At 73.3% G+C, this 25,055-nt stretch carries 22 protein-coding genes and 1 pseudogene; 10 read left to right on the top strand and 13 right to left on the bottom strand.

The annotated features are described in order from the left end of the window. Positions 1-29: 29 nt before the first annotated feature. Positions 30-1,187: an acetyl-CoA C-acetyltransferase gene (locus PV419_RS19245; RefSeq protein WP_319690541.1), complete on the top strand. Its 1,158-nt coding sequence runs from the start codon at positions 30-32 to the stop codon at positions 1,185-1,187. A 264-nt stretch (positions 1,188-1,451) separates the two neighbouring features. Here the strand turns inward: PV419_RS19245 and PV419_RS19240 are convergent, their stop codons facing one another. From PV419_RS19240 to PV419_RS19225, 4 genes are read right to left on the bottom strand one after another with little or no spacing between them, the layout of a single operon-like run. Beyond that, a complete protein-coding gene (locus PV419_RS19240) occupies positions 1,452-2,501 on the bottom strand; it encodes an NAD(P)H-dependent flavin oxidoreductase (protein WP_319690539.1) in 1,050 nt (349 codons plus the stop codon). Further along, on the bottom strand, positions 2,501-3,238 hold the full coding sequence (locus PV419_RS19235; protein WP_319690537.1) for a CoA-transferase subunit beta: 738 nt from the start codon (positions 3,236-3,238) through the stop codon (positions 2,501-2,503). The genes PV419_RS19240 and PV419_RS19235 overlap by 1 nt, the downstream gene beginning before the upstream one ends. Beyond that, entirely contained in the window at positions 3,235-4,083 is an 849-nt protein-coding gene (locus tag PV419_RS19230; protein WP_319690924.1) for a CoA transferase subunit A, read from the bottom strand. Before PV419_RS19230 ends, PV419_RS19235 begins: the two co-directional genes overlap by 4 nt. A gap of 20 nt (positions 4,084-4,103) precedes the next feature. Continuing rightward, complete coding sequence (locus PV419_RS19225) at positions 4,104-4,859, bottom strand: enoyl-CoA hydratase family protein (protein ID WP_319690535.1); 756 nt, start codon at positions 4,857-4,859, stop codon at positions 4,104-4,106. A 79-nt stretch (positions 4,860-4,938) separates the two neighbouring features. Here PV419_RS19225 and PV419_RS19220 point away from each other — a divergent pair, with 79 nt between their 5' ends. Both PV419_RS19220 and PV419_RS19215 read left to right on the top strand, forming a co-directional pair. Then, entirely contained in the window at positions 4,939-5,730 is a 792-nt protein-coding gene (locus PV419_RS19220) for an SDR family oxidoreductase (protein WP_319690533.1), read from the top strand. Beyond that, positions 5,727-6,641 (top strand): SDR family oxidoreductase, encoded by a 915-nt coding sequence (locus PV419_RS19215; RefSeq protein WP_319690532.1) that lies wholly within the window; start codon positions 5,727-5,729, stop codon positions 6,639-6,641. The genes PV419_RS19220 and PV419_RS19215 overlap by 4 nt, the downstream gene beginning before the upstream one ends. On the opposite strand, the gene PV419_RS19210 is transcribed toward PV419_RS19215, so the two are convergent. Next, positions 6,636-7,697, bottom strand: coding sequence for an SGNH/GDSL hydrolase family protein (locus PV419_RS19210; RefSeq protein WP_319690530.1), 1,062 nt, complete (start codon positions 7,695-7,697; stop codon positions 6,636-6,638). The genes PV419_RS19215 and PV419_RS19210 overlap by 6 nt on opposite strands. A gap of 184 nt (positions 7,698-7,881) precedes the next feature. On the opposite strand from PV419_RS19210, the gene PV419_RS19205 reads away from it, so the two are divergent. Further along, the gene (locus PV419_RS19205) at positions 7,882-9,816 is read left to right on the top strand and encodes an ABC transporter ATP-binding protein (RefSeq protein WP_319690529.1); all 1,935 of its coding nucleotides are present in this window, start codon (positions 7,882-7,884) and stop codon (positions 9,814-9,816) included. Here PV419_RS19205 and PV419_RS19200 read toward each other — a convergent pair. Next, positions 9,803-11,443, bottom strand: coding sequence for a radical SAM protein (locus tag PV419_RS19200; protein ID WP_319690527.1), 1,641 nt, complete (start codon positions 11,441-11,443; stop codon positions 9,803-9,805). The genes PV419_RS19205 and PV419_RS19200 overlap by 14 nt on opposite strands. A gap of 59 nt (positions 11,444-11,502) precedes the next feature. After that, positions 11,503-12,225: a transketolase gene (locus PV419_RS19195; RefSeq protein WP_319690526.1), complete on the bottom strand. Its 723-nt coding sequence runs from the start codon at positions 12,223-12,225 to the stop codon at positions 11,503-11,505. Between the two features lie 222 nt (positions 12,226-12,447). Here PV419_RS19195 and PV419_RS19190 point away from each other — a divergent pair, with 222 nt between their 5' ends. After that, entirely contained in the window at positions 12,448-13,191 is a 744-nt protein-coding gene (locus PV419_RS19190; protein WP_319690524.1) for an isopentenyl transferase family protein, read from the top strand. Continuing rightward, positions 13,188-13,778 carry a TIGR00730 family Rossman fold protein gene (locus PV419_RS19185; protein WP_319690523.1) on the top strand — a complete coding sequence of 197 codons (591 nt, stop codon included), beginning with the start codon at positions 13,188-13,190 and terminating at the stop codon, positions 13,776-13,778. The genes PV419_RS19190 and PV419_RS19185 overlap by 4 nt, the downstream gene beginning before the upstream one ends. Here the strand turns inward: PV419_RS19185 and PV419_RS19180 are convergent. The 5 genes from PV419_RS19180 to egtA form a co-directional block, all read right to left on the bottom strand. Further along, on the bottom strand, positions 13,748-14,959 hold the full coding sequence (locus PV419_RS19180) for a transglycosylase family protein (protein WP_319690521.1): 1,212 nt from the start codon (positions 14,957-14,959) through the stop codon (positions 13,748-13,750). The two genes, PV419_RS19185 and PV419_RS19180, sit on opposite strands and share 31 nt — an antisense overlap. A 301-nt stretch (positions 14,960-15,260) precedes the next feature. Beyond that, complete coding sequence (egtD, locus tag PV419_RS19175) at positions 15,261-16,226, bottom strand: L-histidine N(alpha)-methyltransferase (protein ID WP_319690519.1); 966 nt, start codon at positions 16,224-16,226, stop codon at positions 15,261-15,263. Further along, on the bottom strand, positions 16,223-16,978 hold the full coding sequence (egtC, locus tag PV419_RS19170; RefSeq protein ID WP_319690517.1) for an ergothioneine biosynthesis protein EgtC: 756 nt from the start codon (positions 16,976-16,978) through the stop codon (positions 16,223-16,225). Before egtC ends, egtD begins: the two co-directional genes overlap by 4 nt. A 52-nt stretch (positions 16,979-17,030) precedes the next feature. Then, positions 17,031-18,371, bottom strand: coding sequence for an ergothioneine biosynthesis protein EgtB (gene egtB / locus PV419_RS19165; protein ID WP_319690516.1), 1,341 nt, complete (start codon positions 18,369-18,371; stop codon positions 17,031-17,033). After that, positions 18,368-19,624, bottom strand: coding sequence for an ergothioneine biosynthesis glutamate--cysteine ligase EgtA (gene egtA / locus PV419_RS19160; protein ID WP_319690514.1), 1,257 nt, complete (start codon positions 19,622-19,624; stop codon positions 18,368-18,370). Before egtA ends, egtB begins: the two co-directional genes overlap by 4 nt. A gap of 268 nt (positions 19,625-19,892) precedes the next feature. On the opposite strand from egtA, the gene PV419_RS19155 reads away from it, so the two are divergent. The 4 genes from PV419_RS19155 (at position 19,893) to PV419_RS19140 (ending at position 23,659) form a co-directional block, all read left to right on the top strand. After that, on the top strand, positions 19,893-20,900 hold the full coding sequence (locus PV419_RS19155; RefSeq protein ID WP_319690512.1) for an NADPH:quinone oxidoreductase family protein: 1,008 nt from the start codon (positions 19,893-19,895) through the stop codon (positions 20,898-20,900). Between the two features lie 23 nt (positions 20,901-20,923). Further along, complete coding sequence (locus tag PV419_RS19150; protein ID WP_319690922.1) at positions 20,924-22,102, top strand: acyl-CoA dehydrogenase family protein; 1,179 nt, start codon at positions 20,924-20,926, stop codon at positions 22,100-22,102. After that, on the top strand, positions 22,099-23,262 hold the full coding sequence (locus tag PV419_RS19145) for an acyl-CoA dehydrogenase family protein (RefSeq protein WP_319690511.1): 1,164 nt from the start codon (positions 22,099-22,101) through the stop codon (positions 23,260-23,262). The genes PV419_RS19150 and PV419_RS19145 overlap by 4 nt, the downstream gene beginning before the upstream one ends. A 202-nt stretch (positions 23,263-23,464) precedes the next feature. Next, complete coding sequence (locus PV419_RS19140) at positions 23,465-23,659, top strand: hypothetical protein (RefSeq protein WP_319690920.1); 195 nt, start codon at positions 23,465-23,467, stop codon at positions 23,657-23,659. A gap of 42 nt (positions 23,660-23,701) precedes the next feature. Here the strand turns inward: PV419_RS19140 and PV419_RS19135 are convergent. Next, a pseudogene (locus tag PV419_RS19135) lies at positions 23,702-24,634 on the bottom strand (phosphodiester glycosidase family protein); the annotation flags it as partial. Between the last annotated feature and the right edge of the window lie 421 nt (positions 24,635-25,055).

Below are 25,055 nucleotides of genomic sequence, written 5' to 3'. Positions count from 1 at the left end.
CCGGCCTGACACGGGCTGAAGGAGCGATCATGGCCGAGGCATACATCGTCGATGCGGTACGGACCCCGGTCGGCAAGCGGAACGGCGGACTGGCGTCCGTCCACCCGGCCGACCTCGGCGCGCACGTCCTGCGCGCCCTGATGGAGCGCTCGGGCGCCGACCCGGCCGCCGTCGAGGACGTGGTCCTCGGCTGCCTGGACACGGTCGGCCCGCAGGCCGGGGACATCGCACGCACCTGCTGGCTGGCCGCCGGGCTGCCCGAGGAGGTCCCGGGCGTGACCGTCGACCGGCAGTGCGGCTCCTCACAGCAGGCGATCCACTTCGCGGCGCAGGCGGTCCTCTCCGGCACCCAGGACCTGGTGGTCGCGGGCGGCGTGCAGAACATGTCGATGGTGCCGATCGCCTTCGCCAGCCGCCAGGCGACCGTGCCGCTCGGGCTGACCGATGGCCCCTACGCGGGCTCCGAGGGCTGGCGGGCGCGCTACGGCGACCGGCCGGTCAACCAGTTCTACGGCGCCGAGCTGATCGCCGAGAAGTGGGGCATCACCCGCGAGGCGATGGAGGAGTTCGCGCTGCGCTCGCACCAGCGGGCGATCCGCGCCATGGACGAGGGCCGCTTCGACCGCGAGCTCGTGCCGTACGGAGAGGTCACCGCCGACGAGGGGCCGCGCCGGGACACCAGCCTGGAGAAGATGGCCGGCCTCAAGCCGGTCATGGAGGGCGGCCGGATCACCGCCGCCCTGTCCTCCCAGGTGTCCGACGGGGCCGCGGCGATGCTGATCGCCTCCGAACGCGCGGTGCGCGAACACGGCCTGACGCCGCGCGCCCGCGTCCACCACCTCTCGGTGCGCGGCGAGGACCCGATCAGAATGCTGTCCGCGCCGATCCCGGCGACGGCGCACGCCCTGAAGAAGACCGGCATGACCATCGACGAACTCGACCTGGTGGAGATCAACGAGGCCTTCGCGCCCGTGGTGCTGGCCTGGCTGCGGGAGACCGGCGCCGACCCGGAGAAGGTCAACATCAACGGCGGCGCCATCGCCCTCGGCCACCCGCTCGGCGCCACCGGCACCAAGCTGATGACCACCCTGCTGCACGAACTGGAGCGCACGGGTGGCCGTTACGGCCTGCAGACGATGTGTGAGGGCGGTGGGCAGGCGAATGTGACGATCATCGAGAGGGTGTGAGTGGGAGCAACCCTACGCCCGGCGGACGGAGTCCGGCGCGGGCGCGCGAAGCCCGTGAGGCCCCCTGGGGCCGAGCGGTGCGAGGGGGGCCGTGAAGGGTGGGGTCGATGTGTGAGGGCGGTGGGCAGGCGAATGTGACGATCATCGAGAGGGTGTGAGTGGGAGCAACCCTACGACTGGCGGACGGAGTCCGGCGCGGGCGCGCGAAGCCCGTGAGGCCCCCTGGGGCCGAGCGGTGCGAGGGGGCCGTCAGGGAGGGGCCGGTCATCGGGAGGGTGTGAGGCGGTCGAGCGCCTCCGCCGCCTCCGCCATCACCCGCTCCACCAGCTCCGCACAGGACGGCAGGTCCTCGATCACCCCGGCGACCTGCCCCGAAGCCATCACCCCGCTGTCCGTGCGGCCGTCCACCATCGACGCCTTCAGCAGCATCGGCGTGTTGGCGGCCAGCAACATCTGACTCCAGGTCAGCTCCTTGCCGTGCTTCATCGCGAGCCCGTCGCGCACCATCCGCGCCCAGCTCAGCCCGGACAGCCGCCGGAAGGCCGCGGCGTGGCGCAGGGCCCGTGCCAGCGCCCGGGCGCGCCCGCACCGCTCCAGGGAGGCGACCAGCTCGCTGCGGAGCATCCGGTGGGGGAGCCCGTCGACCGCGGTGGTGACGGTGGCGTCCATGACCGACGCCGCCAGATAGCGGGCCTTGACCGCGTCCGGAACCGTGCTGTCGGAGGTCAGCAGAAAGCGGGTGCCCATCGCGATCCCCGCGGCGCCGTACGCGAGCGCGGCCACCAGGCCGCGCCCGTCGAAGAAGCCGCCGGCCGCCACGACGGGGATGCCGACCGCGTCCACGACCTGGGGCAGCAGCACGGCCGTGCCCACGCTCCCGGTGTGGCCACCGCCCTCGCCGCCCTGCACCACGACCGCGTCAGCGCCCCAGGCGGCGACCTTCTCGGCGTGTCGCCGCGCGCCGACGGACGGGATGACGACGACGCCCGCGTCCTTCAGCCGGATGATCAGCTCCCGCGTGGGGGCGAGCGCGAAGGACGCGACCCTCACCCCCTCCTCGATGATGATGCGGACCCGCTCCTCGGCGTCCTGGGCGTCCGCCCGCAGGTTCACCCCGAAGGGCGCGTCGGTGCGGGACCTGACCTCCCGTACGGCCGACCGCAGCCGGCGCGGGGTCATGGTGGCGGAGGCGAGGATGCCGAGGGCGCCCGCGTTGGCGGCGGCGGACACCAGCCGGGGCCCGGCCACCCACCCCATGCCGGTCTGCACGATCGGATGCCGGACGCCGACGAGCTCGGTCAGCGGCGTGTCCATCAGGCGGGCACCTCCCGCTCGCGGAGCCCCTCCGGGTCGATGACCTCCCGGATCAGCCGCAGCTCCGCGTCCGTGGGCTCGCGGGTGTACGGGACGTCGTCCGCGATGTCGAGCGCGAAGCCGGTCGCCTCCCGCACCTGCTGGGCGCTCACGCCCGGGTGCAGGGAGCGCACCCGCATGGTGCGGCCGGGCGTGGCGAAGTCGAGGACGGCGAGGTCGGTCACGACGCAGGGGATGCGGTGGTAGCGGGTGGCGGACGGCCCGGCGGCGGCCGCCCGGTCGTAGCCGACGCCACAGACCATGTCGACGCGCTCGACGAAGACCCGCCGGGAGTGCCGGGGCACCCAGTAACTCGTCGGGTTGTTCAGCGTGTTGACGGGGGCGCCGCGCACGCCCAGCAGCTGCCGCCGGGGCCGATGCCAGTCGCCGATGCAGCTGATGTTCTGGTTGCCGTGCCGGTCGAGCTGGCCGGCGCCCATCATGACGTGCCGCTTGCCGCCGGTCACCAGCGCCAGGTGCTGGCGGTAGGGCAGCCAGCCCTCCACCACCCCGGGCTCCGCGCCCAGCAGCATGGCCTCGCCGTCCGTGAGCAGCAGGTCGGGCGCGAAGGTGAGCCGGGCCAGCCGGGCGCCGACGCGCGGCACGGTTCCCATGGGGGCGGCGAGGACCTCGCCGTCGCCGCGCCAGGCCTCGGCGCAGGCCACCACACAGTACTCGGCCCGGGTCACCGTACTCATACGCCCTCCTTGGCGAACGCCGCCACCGCCGCCTGGTACGCGTCCTCGTCGCCGGCCAGGAAGCGCTTGCTGAACTCCCGCCAGGCGCCCGGGTCGGCGGCGGCCTTCGCGTACGCGCGCTGGAACGCCTCGTCGCGCCCGTAGTCAGGGGCGCAGGAGGTGAAGTGCGCGCCGTTGGGGGTCTCGATCACGCCGGTCACCGAGTGACGCTTGACCAGCAGCGTCTGCGGACCACCCGCCTCCGCGAACTCCGCGCCGCCGACGACGCGCTCACAGGAGACGTACGCCGCCGCGGCGGCCTCGCAGAACAGGTCGTCGAAGTACGGGTCCGGGCCCAGATACTGTCCGTTGCCGTGTGCGTCGGCCCGGTTGAGGTGCACCAGCGCGGCGTCCAGCCGCAGCGCGGGCACCGCCACCAGCTCCTCCCCGTCCTCGTACGGCGAGGTGACCGTCCGCAGCCCCGGGTTGACCGTCATGACATCCGAGCCGAGCCCCGCCCGCACCGGCATGAACGGCAGCCGGTGGACGGCGGCGGTCAGCCCCCACATGAACATCGCCTCGTCCATCTCCACCAGTTCGAAGTCCCCGCGCTCGCGTGCCGCCCTGAAGTGCGGCTCGAGCGGGATCGAGTCGAGCGTGGCGAAGGCGGCGACCAGCTTGCGGATCTTCCCGGCGGCGGCCAGCAGCCCGACGTCCGGCCCGCCGTACGAGACCACGGTCAGGTCGGTGACCGGCGAGCGCAGCAGGGCCCGTACCAGTGCCATGGGCTTGCGCCGTGACCCCCAGCCGCCGATGCCGACCGTCATGCCGCTCTCGATCCGGCCGACGGCCTCTTCCGGGCCCATCCTCTTGTCGGTTCCGGGGCTCAACGCCGCTCACCCGCTTCGGACAGGAACGCCTCGCGGTGCCGGTCGGCGATGCCGCTCAGGTTGGCCTCGAAGGTGAAGCCCTGCTCGAAGCGGTAGCTGCGGCGCACATCGACCGGGTCGATGCCGTTGATGGCGGCCTTGGCCAGCCGCAGCAGCGCCCCGTCCTTGGCCGCGATCTCGCGGGCCAGTTCCAGCGCCGCGTCCGACAGCTCCGCGCGCGGCACGACCCGCCACACCGAGCCGTGCCGGTGCAGCTCCTCGGCGGTCACGGTGCGCGAGGTGTAGTACAGCGCGCGCATCAGGTGCTGCGGCACCAGCCGCGCCAGATGGGTGGCCGCGCCCAGGGCGCCCCGGTCCAGCTCCGGCAGCCCGAACGTCGCGTCGTCGCTCGCCACGATCGCGTCGGCGTTGCCGACCAGGCCGATGCCGCCGCCGAGACAGAAGCCGTGCACCGCGGCGACGACGGGCACCTGGCAGTCGTAGACGGCGGCGAACGCCTCGTAGCAGCCGTGGTTGGCGCCGATCAGGGCCTGGTGCCCCTCGGTGCGCTGCATTTCCTTGATGTCCACGCCCGCGTTGAAGCCCCGCCCGGCGGCGGCGAGGACGACACAGCGCACGTCCGGGTCTTTGCCTGTGCCGCGCACGGCCGACGCGAGCTCGTACCAGCCCTGTACGGGAAGTGCGTTGACCGGTGGGAAGTCCACGGTGACGACGGCGACGCCCGCGTATGGGGCGGAGGTGGAGACACCCATGAGCAGATCCGCTACCTTTCCACCAAACATTTGTTAGGTGAGAAGGTAGCAGCGCGCGGAGCGCAGCGGGAGGTGTCACGTGGCCGTCACCATCGACCTGGCCGGGCGCGTCGCCGTCGTCACCGGAGGGACGCGGGGCGTCGGGGCGGGGATCGCGCGGGCGCTGCTCGCCGCGGGCGCCGAGGTCGTGGTGTGCGCGCGCCGGCCAGGGGACCGGCCCGTCGAAGCGGCGGGCCGCGCCGCCCGCTTCCTGCCGCTGGACGTGCGCGACGCGGACGCCGTCGGCGCCTTCTTCGAAGGGCTGCGCGGCTCTTACGGGCGGCTCGACCTCCTGGTCAACAACGCCGGAGGCGGCTCGTTCGGGCTGGTCGCCGGGTCCGGGCCGGGCCGCGCCGCCCGCGTCGTCGAGCTGAACCTGATCGCCCCCCTGACCGTCTCCCTCGCCGCCTACGAGGTGATGCGGCATCAGGAGCGCGGTGGCTCCATCGTGATGATCGGCAGCGTCAGCGGGACCCGCCCGTCCCCGGGCACCGCCGCCTACGGAGCCGCCAAGGCGGGCCTTGCGAACCTCGCCCGCTCCCTGGCCGTGGAGTGGGCCCCCACGGTCCGGGTCAACACCGTCGTGCTCGGCATGGTCCGCACCGAACTGTCCCATCTGCACTACGGCGACGATGCCGGGATCGCCGCAGTCGGCCGCACCGTCCCCCTCGGGCGGCTGGCCGAGCCGGGCGAGGCGGGCGACGCCTGCGTCTTCCTCGCCTCCGACCTCGCCGCGTACATCAGCGGCGCCGCCCTGTACGTCCACGGCGGCGGCGAACGCCCGGCGTTCCTCGACGCCGCCAACGTCAACCAGCGGGAGGACCCAACATGACCGGACTGTGCGGTGGGCGCGTCGCCGTCGTCACCGGAGCGGGCCGTGGCCTGGGCCGCGCATACGCGCTGGCGCTCGCCGCCGAGGGGGCCAAGGTCGTCGTCAACGACCTCGGCGTGGCCCTGGACGGCGCGGCGGGCCCAGGGAGCCCGGCCCAGGACGTCGCCGCCGAGATTTGGGCGCTGGGCGGCGAAGCGGTCGCGCACGGCGGCGACATCGCCACCACCGACGGCGCGGCCTCGCTGGTCGCCACCGCCCTGGACACTTATGGCCGGCTCGACGCCCTCGTCAACAACGCCGGTTTCCTGCGCGACCGCATGCTGATCAACCTGGACGAGGACGACTGGGACGCGGTGCTGCGCGTCCACCTCAAGGGCCACTTCCTGCCGCTGCGGCAGGCCGCCGCCCACTGGCGCGCCGAGGCGAAGGCGGGCCGAGCCCCGGCCGCCCGCGTGGTCAACACCAGCTCGGGCGCGGGGCTGCTGGGCAGCGTCGGCCAGGGCAACTACTCCGCCGCCAAGGCCGGGATCGTCGGACTGACCCTCGTGGCCGCCGCCGAGCTGGGCCGCTACGGCGTCCAGGTCAACGCCATCGCCCCGGCCGCCCGCACCCGGATGACCGAGCGGACCTTCGCGGACTCCATGGCCGCACCCGATCAGGCCGGCGCCTTTGACGCGATGGCCCCCGAGAACGTCTCGCCGCTCGTCGTCTGGCTCGCGTCCGCCGACAGCGCGGGCGTCACCGGCCGGGTCTTCGAGGCCGAGGCCGGGCGCATCACTGTCATGGAGGGCTGGCGGCCGGGCCCGACCGCCGACAAGGGCGCCCGCTGGACCCCGGCCGAGGCGGGCGAGGCCGCCCGAAAACTGCTCGCCGCGGCAGAGCCGCCGCGGCCGGTGTACGGGGCGTCATGAGCCCACCGGGACCTCGGGCGTACATCCCGCGCGGCGCAGAGTCGTCAGGAAGCGCGCGGCGAAGACGGGGTGGCCCGCGGGCCCGGGATGCAGCCGGTCCAGGCCCTCGGGCTCCAGCAGCAGCCGCGTACAGCTGGGCCCGAACACCTTGGGGCCGTGGAGGTAGTGCAGGTTCGCATCCCCGTGCGTGCGCAGCAGCTCGACCGCGCGCCGTATGTGCGCCCGGCACTCGCGCATCGTCATGCCGGAGGGCCCCGGCACCTCCTCCCGCTCGGGTGCGACGATGTTCGACATCACCGCGAACGGCGTCGTCGGATGCCCCTCGCGCACCGTCCGTACGAAGCCGACCAGCGCCGAGGCCAGCGAGTCGCGGTTGTGGCTGCCCAGCGCCTGGATGTTGATCCCGACGCAGACGGTGAGCAGCTCGGCCGGCAGGTCCCGCATCAGCCGCGCGGTCATCGGCTGCAGCTGGCAGGCCGCGCCCAGCGCCAGCGAGGTCAGCTCCCAGCCGGCGCGCCGGGCCACCAGGGCGGCCCACGCCCGGCTCGGGGACGCCGCCCCGCGCCCCTGCGAGATGGAGCTGCCGTAGTGAACCCAGCGCGGCCGTCCCGCCACACCGTCGGGCTCGACCGCCGCGCCCGCGTCCAGCGTCACCTCGCACAGCCGGAACTGATGGTAGAAGGGCAGCCACAGCTCGACCGTCGCCATGTGCCCCGGCAGGCCGTCGACCCGGAACTCCGCGTCCCCGCCGTGCGTCCGCAGCTCGACGGTGGCCGTATGCCGCCCCTCGCACAGCACATCCAGCCGCGCCACCTCCGGCGGGCCATTGAGCTTCGGCGCGGGATCCGCCTGGTAGCGGCAGGTCAGCCCGGTGCTGTCGGTGCGCAGCGCCACCCGCACCCCTGATGGCATCGCGGCCCGCCCGAGCCCGCCCTCGGGCAGATACAGCGCGGCCTCCGGATGCGGCAGCCGCCAGGGCGCGGTCCAGCCGGGGCCCCGCTGCAGCGACACCGCCCCCCGGTAGCGCAGCCGCGGGTCGTCGTGGGCCAGACGCACGCCGCACTCTCCTCCGTTTTCCGTCCGGGGGGAGGGCGCGTACACCGCCCCACCGCGGGCGCACGATGCCCCGCACCTCGCACATCGTGCCACGGAGCGCGGCTGAGGCCGACCGGAAACGCCTCGCGGACGGCCCCTCCGCTACGGCAGACTGACGCGGTGCCCGGGCGGAGGGGGTGGTGCGATGCCGTGGCCGCGGCGACGCAACCAGCAGGCGACTGACGAGACATCGGAGTCCGAGCGTCTGCTCTTCGGCGGACGGCTCCGGTACGACATGGGATTCAGCCGCTACGACGACGCCTATCTGCATCTGTCGTTATGGGCGATGGCCCGCAGGCTGCCGCGCCTGGTGGGCTCCACCGTACGGCTCGCCCGGGCCGCCGACCGCAAGGCGCTGCGCACGGTCGCGGCGGCGGAGATCGGCCAGGGGATCGGCCAGGCGTTCAGCCTGGTGGCGGTGAACGGCGCCCTGGCGGCGCTGCTGTCCGACGGGGCGACCGCAGACCGGCTGCGCAACGCCCTGCCGTCCCTGATCGTGGTCGGCGTGGTGGCGGTCCTCGGCGCGCTGCTGGCGTCGGCCTCGACGGCGGGGACCGGCCGGCTGGAGCCGAAGGTCGAACGGCTCGCGACCGAGCGGTACCTGGAGTGCGCGGCCCAGGTGGAGCTGTCCGCGATCGAGGACGCGGAGTTCCACCGGCTGCTGGACTCCGCCCAGTACGGGGCCTCTTCGGCCCGGCGCATGGTCAAGTACTGCGTGGCGGTGGTCAACGGGCTGCTCGCCGTCATCGCCGCCGCCGGAGTGCTGACCGTTCTGCACCCCGTGCTGCTGCCACTGCTGGTGCTCATCGCCCTGCCGCGCAGCTGGAGCGCGCTGCGCATCGCCCGCCGCCGCTATCTCTCCTTCCACACCATGATCGAACACGCCCGCGCGGGCCATCTGCTCAGCCGGCTGCTCACCGAGCGCGAGGCGGCGCAGGAAGTCCGGGTGCACGGCGTCGGCCGCTTCCTGCTGCGGCACTTCCGCCGGATGTCGGAGTCCGCCGAGGCGGAGCAGACCCGGCTGGCCGACGCCGCGGCCGGCACCGAGCTGGTCGCCGCGGCGCTCACCGGTGCGGCCACCCTCGCCACGTACTCGGCGCTCGCCGGGCTGCTGCTCACCGGCGGCATGGAGCTGTCCGTCGCGGGCACCGCGGTCATCGCGATCCGCACCGGCTCGCAGAATCTGTCCTCGCTGGTGCTGCAGCTCAACCAGCTGTACGAGGAGATGCTGTTCGTCCAGGACCTGGACCGGCTGTGCGAGGACGCCGAGCGGTGCGCCATCCCCGAGGGCGGGCTGCCGCTGCCGAAGGAGCCGGAGGAGATCCGCTTCGACTCCGTCTCCTTCACCTATCCCGGCAGCGACCGGCCCGCCCTGGACAAGGTCAGCCTCACCATTCCCGGCGGGGGCGTGGTGGCGCTCGTCGGCGAGAACGGATCCGGCAAGTCCACCCTGGTCAAGCTGCTCGCGGGGCTCCATCTGCCGGACTCGGGGCGCATCCTGTGGGACGGCACCGACGCCGCGGCGGCCGACCGCGAGCAGCTCTTCTCCCGCATCGCCATGGTCAACCAGGACTTCAAACGCTGGCCCTTCACCGCCAAGGCGAACGTCGCGATCGGCAGCCCGCAGAGCCCCATCCGCGCCGAGGCCCTGGACCGCGCGGCGGCCTACGCCGGGGCGGACGACATCGTCGCCGGGCTGCCGCATGGCTGGGACACCCTGCTGGCCCGCGAGTTCCGCGGTGGCCACCAGCTCTCCGGCGGCCAGTGGCAGCGGCTGGGCATCGCCCGTGCCCGCTACCGCACCGCTCCCGTACTGCTGGTCGACGAGCCCACCTCCGCGCTCGACGCCCGCGCCGAGCTCGCCGTCTTCGAGCAGATCCGCGCCCTCGCGGGGAAGGGACAGACCGTCGTCCTGATCACTCACCGGCTGGCGTCCGTCCGGCACGCCGACCTCATCCACGTCCTCCACGAGGGGCGCCTCGCCGAGTCGGGCACCCCGCGGGAGCTGCTGGACCGGGGCGGCATCTATGCCGAGCTGTTCCATCTGCAGGCGGGCCAGTACGACCTCAGCGGGCCGTGACCACCCCGTGTCCGGCGAGATCAGAGACCAGCCGGTCCCTGCGGCGTACGGCCTCGCCCGGGTCGTGGACGTCGGCGCTCAGCATCCCGAGGCGGTCCACCAGCTTCTCGACCACCGCGTTCTCGGCCGCGGAGCGGTCGGGGAGCAGCGGGGATTCGAAGCCGTGCTGCCACACCCTGGCGATCGCGTGGTCGTTCTTCCAGCGCACCTCGCGCAGGGTCTCCAACTGCAGCCGGGCGGCGGTGCGGCTGTCCATGCCGTTGTGGGTCCAGTCCTCCGCCTCGCCGTCCAGGTCGAACACCTCCAGACCGAAGCGGCCGGCGTCCTGCCAGACCGGCATGGTCTCGTCGTTCATCATGAAGACGTAGAGCGCGAACTGGCCGGAGTACTCCGACACCAGGAACCGCTTGGTGTCCTCGAAGAGTTCGGGTGTCTCGCCGGGATAGCCGACGATGAACGAGACGAAGGAGTGGATCGAGCTGTTCTGCAGCAGCTCGAAGGCCACCCGGTTGGCGCGCGCCGTGACCTTCTTGTTCATGTAGCCCAGCGTGGTGTCGTTCATCGACTCGAAGCCGATGGACAGCGCGCGGCAGTGCGCCCGCTGCAGATCGTCCATGACTCCCCGGTCGCGGAGCGAGTTGGCGCGCGTGTACGCCTCCCAGCCGACGTTCGCCTCCGCCAGCAGCGGCAGCAGCGCGCGCAGCCGGGTCGGCGGCACGGTGAAGGTGGAGTCCAGGGCCTTGATGTACTCGGCGCCGTTCTCACGGCGGTAGCGCACGAAGTCGTCGGCGATCTTCTGGGCCGACTTGTAGCGCCACTTCGGCGACGCGGCGGGGAAGGAGCAGTACTTGCAGCTGAACGGACAGCCCCGCATGGACTCGTAGGGGACGACCGGGAGCGTACCCACCGGGCTGGGCGAGGGCAGCGCGTCCAGGTCGACGTACTCGATCCTGGTCATGCGCACCCGGTCCGTATCGGGGTCGCGCCACACCAGGTTGGGGATGTCGGCCACATCGCCGTCGATGCGCAGGGCGCGCAGCAGGGCGGGCAGGGCGGCTTCGGCGTCGCCGCGGACGATGTACCGGACGAAGGGGTGGTCGGCCAGGATCCGCTGGAACTTGAGGTTGCTGTACTGCCCGCCGAGCACCAGGAGCGCGGTGGGGCAGCGTTCCTCCACCCACGCGACGGCCTTGGCGAGGGTGCGGCGGTCCCAGATGAACGTGGTCGACAGCAGCACGATGTCGACATCGTCCGGGGGTTCCGCGGGGGAGCCGTTCCAGATCCTCTCGATCGGGAACACCTCGTGGTCGACCCCGGCGGCCAGGAGGATCGACTGCAGGGTGAACGTGGTCAGATGGGGTGCCTGCCCCGGCTCGCGTTCCTCCTCGGCGGGGGTGGTGAGGCGCACGGAGCTGACGGCGCGGGCCCGGCCGCCGGCGCGCCTCGGGCGCAGCAGGGGCTGTCCCGTCCCGGCCGCCGTGCGCAGGAGCGACAAGTCGAACACTCCGGGGTGCCCGGCGGCCGCGCGGTGGCCCGCCGGGGCCAGTAACGCCTGGAACGAGGAGCCCTCCAGAAGCTTCTTGTTCGGTACTTCCGGACCCATGCCGGAGATCAGGAGAACGTTCATCGGCTTCCTTCCGGGAAGTGATGTGCTGTCGTGCAAGCCTTGGCGCAGGCTTGATGCCTTCAGCGCAGGAAGGCCCTGACCGTCGCGGCGATGCCCGCCTCGTCGAGCCCGTCGGCGCTCGGCCCCAAGTCCGAGGGGAGGCCGAGCGCGCGGAGCCGGTGCGGAACGTTCACCAGGGTTTCGGCGACGCGGTGTGCCGAGGTCCCGGCCAGATAGGGCTCGACCAGGACGATGTCGGCCCGGTCGGCGGCCAGCACCGCCGTGCGCAGGCCGACCGCGTCGAAGGGGCGGATGGTCGAGGCGTACAGGACGGTCAGGTCGAGGCCGGCGGTGGCGCGCGCCACCGTGTCCAGCGTGGGGCCCACGGCCAGGACCACACCGCCCGCGCCGAGCCTGATGACCTCGAACGACCCCGAGGCGCCGTGGGGCTCGGCGTTGCCCTGTTCGGGCAGTCTGATGTACGCGCTCACGTCACCGGCCGCGGCCTCCCGCAGCAGCCGCCCGGCCTCGTCGGGGTGTCCCGGCACATGGAGGCTCCAGCCCGGGAGGGAGTCGAACAGCGCCACGTCCTGCGGCGCGGTGTCGAACGAGGCGCCGTAGCCGACCAGAACCGTGCGCTCCTTGTACCGGCCGAGCACCGGCCCGAGCTGTTCCAGAACGCGCTCCACGGGCACGGAGAGGTCGATCAGGACCGATCCGGCAGGGAGCGAGAGCGTGTCCGGAATCCATCCCTTGTCAAATGGATCGAGAATGGGTGACGGCGGATCCGATAGCTGAGTCATGCCCGGTCCTCTCGTGAATACCGTTCCGGCTGCCGTGAGAGCTGCCGTGAGAATGGTGTGATCCGGAGTGTGGCGCGGGACAAGTAAGGATCGCGTTAAATATTCAACCTTTAATTACTTGCCCATTCGTTTACTGTTTTGATGCCTTGGCTAGGGATGCGCCCGGGGCGGCCGGGGTTACCGTGATTGACCGTCAGGAAGGTTGCGGCGAAGGGGATTTCGATGGCTGGATCGCATGGCGGAAGCCCGCAGTTCGTGCATGTCATCGCGGGGCCCACCGGCGTAGGGAAGAGCGCGGCCGCCACCGCGCTGGCCCGGATCACGGGCGCGCCGATCGTGGTGGCCGACCGGATCCAGTGCTTCACCGACCTGGCGACCACCAGCGCCCGGGCCGGCGAGGAGACGGTCGAGGTGGAGCGCTCCTGGCTGGGCGACCGGACCGTCGCTGACGGGGACTACCCGTCCGAGGAGGCTGCGGATGCGCTCGTCCGGAGGCTGGAGGAGCTCGGCGAGCGCCATCGGTTCGTGATCGTCGAAGGCGGTTCCATATCGCTGCTACGGGATTTCGCGCAGCGGCTCCCGGATCTTCCCTACCGGCTGACCGCGCGGCTGCTGCATGTCCCGGACCGGGAGGGATACCTGGCCCGTCTGGCGCGCAGGGCGCGTCGGATGCTGGCGCCCGAGGGGGCGCAGACCAGTATGCTCCAGGAGCTGGCCACCCTTTGGGGAAGTCCGGACCATCGCTTTTTCGCGGCATCCGTCAACGGACTCGAAGCGATTCTGGAATGGTGTGCCACCTATTCGGTGAGCGTGGAATCGCTGATCTCGTGTGAGCTCTCCGAGGCACAACTGGAGAAGATGGCGTGGATGGTGGCGGAGCGCCATGCCGAACATGGAATATTGCAGGATGCAATATTTTCGAAAGTATTCAGTGGAATGTCTTCGGCCGCTTATGGCGCGGCGTGAAAGCGGACACGCGTGTGCGCCGGGTCACGGTTTTCTGCGGGGCCTCGTCCGGCTGCCGCCCGGTCCATCTCCGAGCGGCGGCCGAGTTCGGCCGGGCCGTGGCCGAGGCCGGGCTCGAGCTGGTGTACGGAGGGGCCCGGGTGGGTCTGATGGGGGCGGTGGCCGACGGCGCGCTGCGCGGGGGCGGCGCCGTCACGGGCGTCATTCCGCGGCACCTCTCGCGCCACGAGATCCGCCACACCGGTCTCACCCGGCTCCTGGTCGTCGAGGACATGCACCAGCGCAAGGCGCGCATGGCGGAACTCGGCGACGCCTTCGTCGCCTTGCCGGGCGGCCTCGGCACGGCGGAGGAGCTCTTCGAGGCGCTGACATGGGCTCAGATAGGGCTGCACGACAAGCCGTGCGCCCTCCTGGACACCGGCGGCTTCTACCAGCCGCTGCTCGCCTTTCTCGCCCACGCCGCGGCCGAAGGGTTCGTGTCGCGCCGCGACGTGGACGGCATCGTGGTCTGCGAGCGACCCGGGGACCTGCTGCCCCGGCTCGCCGCGCACGCTGCTCAGATGGAGACGCCGTGTGAGCGCAGATAGGCCAGCGGGTTGATGTCGGAGCCGTAGCCGGGGCCGGTGCGGATCTCGAAGTGCAGGTGCGGACCGGTGGCGTTGCCCGTGGAACCGGAACGGCCCACCTGCTGGCCGCCGCTCAGCTGCTGGCCCGCCCGGACGGACAGCTGCGACAGATGGGCGTACTGGCTGTATCTGCCGTCCGGGTGCTGGATGACCACCTCGTAGCCGTACGCGTCGGCCCACCCCGCCGAGACCACCCGGCCGGCGCCGACGGCCTTGACCGAGGTGCCGATACCCACGGGGAAGTCGACGCCGGTGTGATAGCCGCTCGACCAGCTGCTCCCGGCCGCGCGGTAGGCCGTGGTCGGGCTGACTCCGCTGACCGGTGCGGTGAACTCGGAGGTGGTGGCGGGCTTGTGGGTGGACCGGTGGTGGCGGTCCGGCTTGGCGGCCTTCGACGGCCGCTCGGCCTTCGGCTGGGCCTTCGCCTTGGCCTTGGGTTCGGCCTTCCCCTTGGATGTGGCCTTGGCCGCGGAGCCGTTCAGGGAGAGCTTCTGCCCGGGGAAGATCAGATCGGGGTCGCCGCCGATGGTCTCGCGGTTGGCCTGGTAAATCGTCTGCCAGCCGCCGTCGACATCGTGCCGGCCGGCGATCCGGGACAGCGAGTCCCCGGCGATGACCACGTACTTGCCGCCCTGGGCGGCCGTACGGCCCGGCAGGCTGGTGGGCGTCGGCGTGTCGTGCTTGGTCCGCGGGGTCCGGTCGGCCTGCTGGTGTGTCGTCGACGACGCGCCCGCGGCCTTGGCCGCGCTCTGCGGGGCGGCGTCGGCGCGGGTCAGCCCGGCCCGCGCCGAGCAGTTCGGCCAGGCGCCGGGGCCCTGGGCGTCGAGCACCTTCTCGGCGACGGCTATCTGCTGGTCCTTGGTGGCCAGGTCGGCCCGGGGCGCGTACGCGGTCCCGCCGTACGCCTCCCAGGTGGACTGGGTGAACTGCAGGCCCCCGTAGAAGCCGTTCCCGGTGTTGATGTCCCAGTTCTCGGTGGACTCGCAGTGGGCGACCTTCTCCCAGGCCTCCCCGGTGGCGGCGCTCGCGCCGGCCGCTCCGACCAGCGGCAGGGCGATACCGGCGCCGCCCGCGGTGACGCTGAGCGAGGCGCGGGAGATGCGGTTGGGCTTGTAGCGGCGGTGGCGTCCGCGTAAGGCCATGGACGGCTCCTTCTCATGCGCCTTCGCGGCGCGCTGCCGGGCGCGCCAAAGATTAAGGGTGTGGATTTGGCCACAACAAGAGGGAGTTGGGGCACGGCTGAAGGCCGCAGCGCGCTACGCTGCGGCCTCACCGTTGGGGAGTGACGTGGATCACATTATTTCGCTCGGTGTCGCGGGTGGAACGGAGCGTAGTGATCTCAAAAGGGCGTGGTGACGGCGGAGTTGTGCGCCCCCTCGGCCCTGGCGAGTGCGCCGGGGGCGCTCGGTGCCAGGTGTGGTCCAGGGCCCAGCCGCCGAAGGTCTACGCCCGGACCGCGAGCGACAGCGCGAAGCGCCCCTCGCTGTCGGTCCACCACTGCCGCGGCCGCAGCCCCGCCGCGGTCAGCTCCGCCCGTACCCGCTCCCGCCGGAACTTCGCGGAGACCTCGGTGCGGATCTCCTCCCCGGCCGCGAGGTGCACGGCGAGGTCCAGCGCGGGAATCTTCGCGGTGACGGCGCCGCGGGCCCGCAGCCGCATCTCGATCCACTCGTGCTCGGCGTCCCACAGCGCCACATGGTCGAAGTCCGCCGGGTCGAAGTCGGCGCCCAGCTCCCGGTCGAGGACGGCGAGCACGTTCTTGTTGAACTCTGCCGTGACGCCCTGCGCGTCGTCGTACGCGGCGACCAGCGTGGCCTCGTCCTTGACCAGGTCGGTGCCCAGCAGCAGCGCGTCGCCGGGCGCGAGCAGGGTGCTGACCGAGGCGAGGAACCCGGCCCGCTCGACGGGCAGCAGATTGCCGACGGTGCCGCCGAGGAACGCCACCAGGCGCGGGCCCGGCGTGTCCTGCGGGAGGGCGAGCCCGCCCAGGAAGTCGGCGACCAGCGCGTGCACCGTCAGCCCCGGGTGCTCGGCGAGCAGGGCGCGCCCCGCGAGGGTCAGCGCGCTCTCGCTCACGTCCACGGGCACGTAGGCGTGCAGATCCGGCAGGGCGCGGAGCAGATGGCGGGTCTTCTCGGAGGAGCCGGAGCCCAGCTCGACGAGCGTACGGGCGCGGGTCGCGGTGGCGATCTCCGCGGCCCGGGCGATCAGGATCTCCCGCTCCGCGCGCGTCGGGTAGTACTCGGGCAGCTCGGTGATCCGCTCGAACAGCTCGCTTCCGCGGGCGTCGTAGAACCACTTCGGCGGCAGTTGTTTGGGGCTGCGGGTCAGTCCCTCGGCCACATCGGTGCGCAGCGCGGCGGCCGTGGCGTCGGCGGGCAGGGTGCGGGTGATGGTGAAGGGGCTCACAGGGAAGCCTCCTTGAGTGCGGTGAGCTGAACATCGGAGCGGGTGGCGGTGAGCAGTGTGCGGTCGGGGACGTCGGTCCAGCGCGGGTCGTCGTCGTAGGGCTCGGAGGCGACCACGACGCTGTGGCCCGGCTCGGTCAGATAGCTGAGGGTGTCGCCCCAGGCGGTGGCGGCGATGGTCTCGCCGTCCGTGAGCAGCAGGTTGAGCCGCGACCCGGGCGCCGCGGCGGCCACCATACCGGTGGTCTCGCCCAGCGCCGTGGGCAGGTCCTGGCCCAGGCGGAGCCGGTGCAGCGCGAGCGCCCACAGGAACGCCGCGTCGCAGCGCGCCTCCAGCCGCAGCAGGTCGGCGGGCGGCAGGGTGGTGACGAGGTCGGCCACGGAGTGGGGCCAGTCCTCGACCCTTCCGTTGTGGCTGAACAGCCAGGAGCCCGAGGCGAAGGGGGCGGCGCCCGCATCCCCGTCGGCGCTCGCCTCGGAGGCGTTGCGCACGGCGGCCAGCAGCGCGCCGGTCCGGATCACCCGGGCCAGGTCGGTGAACGACAGATCGGCCCAGATGGGCCCGGCGCGCCGGTAGCGGGCGGCCACCGGGTCGCCCTCCGCGTACCAGCCGACGCCGAATCCGTCGGCGTTCATCCGGCCGTGCCGCTGTCGCCGTGGCTCGTAGGACTGGCGGTACAGCCCGTGCGGGGGCGCGATGAGGAGTTCTCCCACGGGCGTGCTGGGTCCGAGATAGGCGAGATGCCGGCACATCGGCATCACCCCCTTCCGATCCAGGGTGCGGTCCGATCCGGGTGGCTGGTGTTCACGCTTCCCCGGGCCGCGCGTCGCGCGCGGTGCGGAAGCCCGAGAAGATCTGGCGGCGTATGGGCAGGTCCCAGTTGCGGAAGGTACCGCGGCAGGCGACCGGGTCCACGGCGAAGGAGCCGCCGCGCAGCACCTTGTACGCGTCGCCGAAGAAGACCTGCGAGTACTCGCGGTACGGGAAGGCCCGGAACCCCGGGTAGGGCAGGAAGTCGCTGGCCGTCCACTCCCACACGTCGCCGATCAGCTGCCGGACGCCGAGCGGCGAGGCACCGCGCGGGTAGCTGCCGGCCGGGGCCGGCCGCAGATGGCGCTGGCCCAGGTTGGCGTGGTCCGGGGTGGGGTCGGCGTCGCCCCAGGGGTAGCGCCGGGACCGGTCGCCGGCCGGGTCGTGCCGGGCGGCCTTCTCCCACTCCGCCTCGGTGGGCAGCCGCCGCCCCGCCCAGCGGGCGTAGGCGTCGGCCTCGTACCAGCTCACATGCACCACGGGCTCCTCGGGCCGCACCGGCTCCGTCACGCCGAACCGCCGGCGCAGCCACTGCCCGCCCTCCCGCCGCCAGAACAGCGGCGCACTCAGCCCGTGCTCGCGGATATGACCCCAGCCCGCTTCGGTCCACCAGCGCCGCCGCTCGTAGCCGCCGTCCTCGATGAACCGCGCGTACGCGCCGGCCGTGACCGGAGCGGTATCGATGAAGAAGGCGGGGACCACCCGCCGGTGGGCCGGGCGCTCGTTGTCCAGAGCCCAGGGCTCGGTGGAGGTGCCCATGGTGAACGGGCCGCCGGGGACCAGCACCTCCGCGGGCAGCGGGGCGCCGTCAGCGGTTTCCGGCGGGGGTGGCGGCGGGGCGGTGAGGGCGGCGGGCCCGCGGCGCAGCTGATGAGTGATGAGCATCGTCTCGTCGTGCTGCTGCTCGTGCTGCGCGATCATGCCGAACGCGAAGGCGGCGTCGACCAGCGGCCCGCCCCGCAGCGGGATCCGCGTCAGCACGTCGAGCACCCGGCCGCGCACATCGGCGACGTATCCGCGCGCCTCGGCGGGCGGCAGCAGCGGCAGCGAGGGCCGCTCGGCGCGCGGGTGCTCGAAGGCGTCGTACACCGAGTCGATCTCGGGGCGCAGCGCCTCCTGCCCGGCGACCGCGCGCAGCAGCCACTGCTCCTCCTGGTTGCCGATGTGCGCCAGGTCCCAGACCAGCGGTGACATCAGCGGGGAGTGCTGGGCGGTGAGGTCGTGTTCGTCGACGCAGGTGGTGAGGGTGCGGGTGCGCTCGCGCGCTCGCCGCAGCGCCGCTTCGGCGCGCCGCCGCAGCGCCTCGGGGTCGGTGTCGGGGCCGGGAGCGGTCATGGCCGGTACTCCTTCCCGGTGACGGGGGTGAGCAGATCGTCGGCCGGACATCGGCCGCGGGCGACATAGCGGTCGGTGAAGGCGGCGACGGCGGAGGTGATGGCGGGGGAGGCCCCGAGCCGGGGCAGCGCATCAAGGGCCGTGGTGAAGCAGACGGCGGCGGCGGCGCGGAGCTCGGGGTCGGCGAGGGCGTGGCGGGCGGCGGCGCGCCACAGCGCGTTGGCGGGCGCGGGCTCCGGGCCCGCCGTCTCGGCGAGCGGTTTCACCACGCGGTAGACGGTCTCCGCCGCCTCGGGGTCGTCGAAGAGGGCCACGGTGACGGCGAGCGGGACGATCCAGCCGTCGTCGCCACGCTGCGCGTCGATCATGCGCAGCTCCAGATGGCCGCGGGGGCGGACGGGCGGGAAGAGGGTCGATATGTGGTAATCGAGGTCGTCCAGGGTGGGCGGCCGGGGCGCGCCGGTGCGGATCCAGTCGCGGAAGGTGAGGCCGTACGGCACGGCCCACGTCTCTTCGCCGTCCCGGATGGCCATGACGGGCGCGTCCAGCACATACCCGGCCCAGGCCGCACGCGGGTCCGGGCCGGCGGGCGGCGCCAGCGTCCGGCCCGGGTCCATCGCGGTCCACAGGGCCTGCCGCGTCGAGCGGTAGCCGGTGGGGGCGCCCTGGTGCAGGGGAGAGTTGGCGAAGGCGGCGGTCAGCACGGCCCCCAGCAGATGGGCCAGCCGCCAGCGCCGCCCGACGCCGAGCGGTCCTGGCTCGTCGTGGCCGGCGTCCACGCACACCTGCACGGAGGCGGTGTTGCACATCATGGAGCGCCCGGCCGGTCCGCGGCGGTCGAAGTAGGTCTCCATCGTGGCGTAGCGAGGGGTGGTGAGAAACCGGCGCGGCGGGCGCCATGGGTCGTGCCCGTGGCCGGCGATGCCGAGGCCGAGGCGGGCGAGGAGCGGGCGTACGAGCGCCAGGTCGGCGGCGGCGGACTCCACCAGGGCGGTGAGCGAGTCGGCCGGGAGGGAGCTGAGCTCCAGCTGGCCGCCAGGTTCGAAGGTGAGGGTGGACCGGAGCGGCAGTTCGCGCAGTGCGGTGACCGCGGCCTTGAGCCGGGCGGCCTCCACCGGGTGTGCGGGGTCGTGCGCGTCGTGCACAAGCCATTCGAGCTCGACACCGAACCGCCGCGGCGGTCCGGTCTTGAAACAGATGCCGCGTATGCGCGCCTCCGTCTCGGCTTCGCTGATCGTCTGGTTCTCGGGCACAGTCGTCGTCTCCCGTTCGCCTTTTATGGGCTCGGTTCGCCGGGGTGCGAGCCGCGTTGCCGCTGCCCACCCTCGCCTGTCGGCGGCGTCTGACTCAAGGGCCCATCCAGCCTCAGAGCCCGTTCAGCGTCGCACAAGAGGTCATCCGCCGCCCGGCGGAGTGGCCCGGGCGCGCCTCGCGGACGGTTCCGCTGGTCGTACCGACTGGTTAGTATGCGGTCGGCGCGGGGACCGCGCGCCGACCGACAGGGTGTGGGAGGCCACGGGTATGCAGGCATGGCGAGTGCACGAGACGGGCGAGCCGCGCGCGGTGATGCGCCTGGAAGAGGTGGCGGAGCCGGTCGCCGGGCCCGGGCAGCTGCTGCTGCGGGTCAGGGCCGCCGACGTCAACTTCCCCGACGCCCTGCTGTGCCGCGGGCAGTACCAGGTGCGCCCCCCGCTGCCGTTCACCCCCGGCGTCGAGGTATGCGGCGAGGTCCTGGCCGTCGGCGAGGGCGCGCCGGGCCGCCCGGGCGACCGCGTCATCGCCACCCCCGAGCTGCCCGCCGGCGGCTTCGCCGAGACCACGGTCGTCAGCGCCGCGGCCGCGCTGCCCGCGCCCGACGCGCTGGACGACGCGCAGGCCGCGGCGCTGCACATCGGCTACCAGACCGGGTGGTTCGGCCTGCACCGCCGGGCCCGGCTGCAGCCCGGCGAGACGTTGCTCGTGCACGCCGCCGCGGGCGGCGTCGGCAGCGCCGCCGTCCAGCTCGGCAAGGCCCACGGCGCGCGGGTGATCGGCGTCGTCGGCGGCGAGGACAAGGCCAAGGTGGCCCGGGAGCTGGGCTGCGACCTGGTCGTCGACCGGCGGCAGGAGGACATCGTGGCGGCCGTCAAGGAGGCCACCGGCGGACGGGGCGCCGATGTGATCTACGACCCGGTCGGCGGCGACGCGTTCGCCAAGTCGGTCAAGTGCGTGGCTTTCGAGGGCCGGATCGTGGTCGTCGGCTTCGCCAGCGGAGTGGTCCCCCAGGCCGCCCTCAACCACGCCCTCGTCAAGAACTACGCGATTCTCGGCCTCCACTGGGGTCTGTACAACACCCATGACCCCGCCGCCGTCCGCGCCTGCCACGACGAGCTGGCACAGCTCGCCGCGCAGGGCGCGGTCAGCCCCCTGGTCAGCGAGCGGGTGCCGCTGGACGCCGCCGCCGACGCCGTCCAGCGCGTCGCGGACGGCACCACCACCGGCCGCGTCGTGGTCGTCCCGAGCTCGGAAGACAAGGGGGCGGCCCGATGAGCGCGGCCACCGAACGGGAGCGGATGACCGCCGCCGAGCTGCGGCGCCGTGTCCGACAGCTGCTCGCCGAGCACCCCGTGGCCACCACCGCCAGGCTGGACTTCCTGCGGGCCCGCTTCGACGCCGGACTCGCCTGGATCCACTACCCGGCGGGGCTCGGCGGCCTCGGCGCCCCCCGCGCCCTGCAGTCCGTCGTGGACGCCGAGCTGGAAGCCGCGGGTGCGCCCGACAACGACCCCCGCCGCATCGGCATCGGCCTCGGCATGGCCGCGCCCACCATCCTCGGCTTCGGCACCGACGAGCAGCGCACCCGTCTGCTGCGCCCCCTGTGGACCGGGGAGGAGGTGTGGTGCCAGCTGTTCAGCGAACCGGGAGCCGGCTCCGACCTCGCGGCCCTCTCCACCCGGGCCGTGCTCGACGGCGACACCTGGGTGGTCGACGGGCAGAAGGTCTGGACGTCCAGCGCACATCTCGCCCGCTGGGCGATCCTCATCGCCCGCACCGACCCCGACCTGCCCAAGCACCGCGGCATCAGCTACTTCATCTGCGATATGACCGACCCCGGCGTCGAGGTCCGCCCGCTGCGCCAGATCACCGGCGAGGCGGAGTTCAACGAGGTCTTCCTCACCGGCGTGCGCATCCCCGACAGCCGGCGCCTCGGCGAGGTCGGTGAGGGCTGGAAGGTCGCCCAGACCACCCTGATGAACGAGCGCGTCGCCATCGGCGGCGGCCGCGTCCCCCGCGAGGGCGGCATGATCGGCCCGGTCGCCGGAGCCTGGCGCGAGCGGCCCGAGCTGCGCACCCACGACCTGCACCAGCGGCTGCTCGGGCTGTGGGTGGAGGCGGAGGCGGCCCGGCTGGCGGGCGAACGGCTGCGCCAGCAGCTCGCGAGCGGCCAGCCAGGCCCCGAGGGCTCGGCGATGAAGCTCGCCTTCGCCCGCCTCAACCAGGAGATCAGCGGCCTGGAGGTGGAACTGCTGGGCGAGGAGGGCCTGCTGTACGACGACTGGACGCTGCGCCGCCCCGAGCTCGTCGACTTCACCGGACGCGAGGCCGGCTACCGCTATCTGCGCGCCAAGGGCAACTCCATCGAGGGCGGCACCTCCGAGGTGCTGCTCAACATCATCGCCGAACGAGTCCTGGGCCTGCCGTCCGAGCCGCGGACCGACAAGGACCTCCCGTGGAAGGATCTGCCCCGATGAGCACCCCCGACCCGCTCTGCTCCGAGGCCGACCTGCTCTACTCCGAGGCCGAGGAGGATCTGCGCGCCGCCGTGCGGTCGCTGCTCGCCGACCGCTGCCCGCCCTCCGCCGTCCTCGCGGAGGCGGAGAGCCGCCGCCCGTACGACCCGTCGCTGTGGCGCTCGCTGGCCGTCGAGATGGGGGTGGCCGGGCTCCTGGTCCCCGACAAGCTCGGCGGACAGGGCGCCACCGCGCGGGAGGCAGCGGTCGTGCTGGAGGAGCTGGGCCGTTCCGTCGCCCCCGTTCCCTATCTCACCAGCGCCGTGCTCGCCGCCTCGGCCCTGTTGGGCTGCGACACCGACGAGGAGCAGGTGGCCCGGCTGCTCGGCGCGCTCGCCGAGGGGCGCGCGGTCGGCGCGCTCGCGCTGCCGCTGTCCACCGCGCCCGGCGGCGCGCCGCCCGCCACCGTCACCGCCCGCGCCGACGGCGCCCTGAGCGGCCGGGTCGGCGGGGTGGCGGGGGCGGTCGGCGCGGAAGTGCTGCTGGTCCCCGCCGAGGGCCCGGACGGTTACGGGCTCTACGCCGTGGACACCGGCGCCCCGGGCGTCACCGGCGTCACGGTCGAGGTGTCGACCCCGCTCGACCTCACCCGGCCGCTCGCCGCGCTTCACTTCGCCGAGGCCCCGGCGCGCCGCCTCGCCGGGCCCGACCGCGCCCGGGCCGCCGTCGGCCGGGCCCTCATGACCGGGGCCGGGCTGCTGGCCTCCGAGCAACTGGGTCTGGCCGAATGGTGTTTGGCGGAGACCGTACGGCACACCAAGGAGCGCCATCAGTTCGGCCGCCCCATTGGCTCGTTCCAGGCGCTCAAACACCGAATGGCCGGACTATGGCTCGAGCTGGTCTCCGCCCGCGCCACGGCCCGGCACGCCGCCGACGCGCTCGCCGCGGACAGCCCCGATGTCCCCGTCGCGGTGGCGGTCGCGCAGGCGTACTGCGCGCGGGTCGCGGTGCACGCGGCCGAGGAGTGTGTGCAGCTGCACGGCGGGATCGGCATGACCTGGGAACATCCGGCGCACCTCTACCTCAAGCGGGCCAAGTGCGACGAGATCGCCCTGGGCACCCCCGGCCGCCACCGCGAGGCACTGGCCGGGCTGGTGGACCTGCCCGCCCCCGTCGGCTGAGCGACCCCGCTCCCGGACGTCGCGTGCGGCACCGCACGCGACGTCCGGAAGCGGCCGGGGCGGGCCGTCCGGGCACGGGCGGGGCGTTCGCACCCGTGATCGGCACTCGTATGGAGCACCGCGATGGCGCGGGTCAAGGGCGTGACTGGGCCAAACTGGCGGCCGGATTCCGATCCTCATGAAGCGCCTGAGGAGGCTCGCCATGGCCATTTCGATCTCCGTGGTCCTACTGCTGCTGATCCTGGCAATGGTCTTCCTGCGGAGTGGAGGGCTGCGCGTCTCCCATGCGCTGGTCTGCGTCACCCTCGGCTTCTACCTGGCCAGCAGCAGCATCGCGCCGACCATCTCCGAGGGGCTCGCGGCGACCGCGGACGTGGTCAGCAGCGTCCGGCCCTGACCGGGGCCGTGCGTCGGGGCGGGGGCGGCTGAACACGCCGATCCCGTTGGGGACCAGCCGCTCGGTGCCGCCCGAGGGATGGTTGCGCACGCTGACCCGCCCGCTGTCCGCCTGCCGCGCCACGAGCGTGGAGGAACCGCCGCCGTCGAGGTTGACCACGTCGTCGGCGCCGAGGTCGAGCATCACATCCGCGAGCTCGCTGAGGGTCAGTCCGGCGCGATAGGTCATCTCGCCGTCCAGCACCAGCAGATACAGCAGATGTCCGCCGTCGCCGATGCCCGCCGCGGTACGCACCGCCCCGGTCAGCGGGTCGAGCCCGTCGAGCCTGCGGTGGTCGCGCGCGATCGGGAAGCCGCCGAGCGCGAAGGCGAACCGTGGGCCGTGCGTGTCGCGCAGCCCGTACTCGAAGCGCACCGGGTCGCCCACCCGCAGCTCACGCAGCGCCCGCGCCCCTGCCTCCCGCCCCACCAGGACGAACGAATCCGCCGCGATCGGGCCCTTGCCGGGCGTGACCGCCCGCTGGGCGACCCGACCCTCACGCACGGTCACCTCGTAGGTCTCCGCGCTGCAGGGCGCCGACCGGGCGGTGTCCACACCGCAGGTGGTCCGCACCCGGGACGCGCTGCCCCAGTCGGAGGTGTACGCCCCGATGCCGTCCACCGGCACCGCGTACTGGTTCAGCCCGCGCAGCGGCCGGGTGCCCCGCCCCTCCGCCGTCACCGTGCCGCGCAGCGTCAGCCGGCCCACCCGGGCGATCCGGTCGGCGCCGACCCCGATGACGTCCTCGGTGGAGGTGCCGGGCGGCGCCGCCGGGCCGAACCGCTGGCCCTGAGGCACCGCGGACTTGAGCAGCAGTCCGCCCGTGACTTCCGGGCCCACCGCGGCGCCCGTCGCGTCCACACCGGGGTGCTGGGTCTCGGTGATGTCGAAGAAGTCGCCGTTCACGGCGGCGACCGCGGAGCGCTTGGTGGCCATCGCGGAGACCCGGGCGCGCGAGGCGACCGCTTCGGGGTGGAGCAGGTCGAGCGAGATCCCCGGCTCCCGCAGGTCGACGGTGAGCAGATGGCCCAGCGCCGTGCCGTGCGAGGTGGCCAGCGTGAACCGGCGGTACTCCACGCCGGGCGCCGGCTGGGTGCGCTCCAGATCGCGCGGCGCGGCGCGGAGCGTGGGCGCGGGATCCGCCCCGGCCGGCTTCGCGCCGGCCAGCACGCCCCATGTGAGGACCACCGCCACCGCCGCGCGCGTCCGCCCGGCTCCCGCGCGTCGCCTCACCGCCACGGCACACCTCCCGTCAACCACCGGTCCCAACCCACCGCTTCGGCCCGCGCCGCGCGTGTCGCGGGAACGGCACGGAAATGGCCGGAGACCGCCCGCGGAACTCTTCGCACGCCTCTGC

The sequence above is a fragment of the Streptomyces sp. ME19-01-6 genome (genome assembly GCF_033793745.1).
Lineage (GTDB): Bacteria > Actinomycetota > Actinomycetes > Streptomycetales > Streptomycetaceae > Streptomyces.
Note: the sequence above shows the minus strand (reverse complement) of the source record. Positions and strands in the feature narration are given on the sequence as shown.

What these genes read in the sequence shown, in the direction of transcription:
- PV419_RS19200 (WP_319690527.1), bottom strand. Translation starts at nt 11,443, where the DNA reads ATGAACGTTCTCCTGATCTCCGGCATGGGTCCGGAAGTACCGAACAAG.
- PV419_RS19215 (WP_319690532.1), top strand. Translation starts at nt 5,727, where the DNA reads ATGACCGGACTGTGCGGTGGGCGCGTCGCCGTCGTCACCGGAGCGGGC.
- PV419_RS19240 (WP_319690539.1), bottom strand. Translation starts at nt 2,501, where the DNA reads ATGGACACGCCGCTGACCGAGCTCGTCGGCGTCCGGCATCCGATCGTG.
- PV419_RS19150 (WP_319690922.1), top strand. Translation starts at nt 20,924, where the DNA reads ATGACCGCCGCCGAGCTGCGGCGCCGTGTCCGACAGCTGCTCGCCGAG.
- egtC (WP_319690517.1), bottom strand. Translation starts at nt 16,978, where the DNA reads ATGTGCCGGCATCTCGCCTATCTCGGACCCAGCACGCCCGTGGGAGAA.
- PV419_RS19155 (WP_319690512.1), top strand. Translation starts at nt 19,893, where the DNA reads ATGCAGGCATGGCGAGTGCACGAGACGGGCGAGCCGCGCGCGGTGATG.
- PV419_RS19205 (WP_319690529.1), top strand. Translation starts at nt 7,882, where the DNA reads ATGCCGTGGCCGCGGCGACGCAACCAGCAGGCGACTGACGAGACATCG.
- PV419_RS19190 (WP_319690524.1), top strand. Translation starts at nt 12,448, where the DNA reads ATGGCTGGATCGCATGGCGGAAGCCCGCAGTTCGTGCATGTCATCGCG.
- PV419_RS19235 (WP_319690537.1), bottom strand. Translation starts at nt 3,238, where the DNA reads ATGAGTACGGTGACCCGGGCCGAGTACTGTGTGGTGGCCTGCGCCGAG.
- PV419_RS19195 (WP_319690526.1), bottom strand. Translation starts at nt 12,225, where the DNA reads ATGACTCAGCTATCGGATCCGCCGTCACCCATTCTCGATCCATTTGAC.
- PV419_RS19180 (WP_319690521.1), bottom strand. Translation starts at nt 14,959, where the DNA reads ATGGCCTTACGCGGACGCCACCGCCGCTACAAGCCCAACCGCATCTCC.
- PV419_RS19245 (WP_319690541.1), top strand. Translation starts at nt 30, where the DNA reads ATGGCCGAGGCATACATCGTCGATGCGGTACGGACCCCGGTCGGCAAG.
- PV419_RS19230 (WP_319690924.1), bottom strand. Translation starts at nt 4,083, where the DNA reads ATGGGCCCGGAAGAGGCCGTCGGCCGGATCGAGAGCGGCATGACGGTC.
- PV419_RS19140 (WP_319690920.1), top strand. Translation starts at nt 23,465, where the DNA reads ATGGCCATTTCGATCTCCGTGGTCCTACTGCTGCTGATCCTGGCAATG.
- egtB (WP_319690516.1), bottom strand. Translation starts at nt 18,371, where the DNA reads ATGACCGCTCCCGGCCCCGACACCGACCCCGAGGCGCTGCGGCGGCGC.
- PV419_RS19145 (WP_319690511.1), top strand. Translation starts at nt 22,099, where the DNA reads ATGAGCACCCCCGACCCGCTCTGCTCCGAGGCCGACCTGCTCTACTCC.
- PV419_RS19225 (WP_319690535.1), bottom strand. Translation starts at nt 4,859, where the DNA reads ATGGGTGTCTCCACCTCCGCCCCATACGCGGGCGTCGCCGTCGTCACC.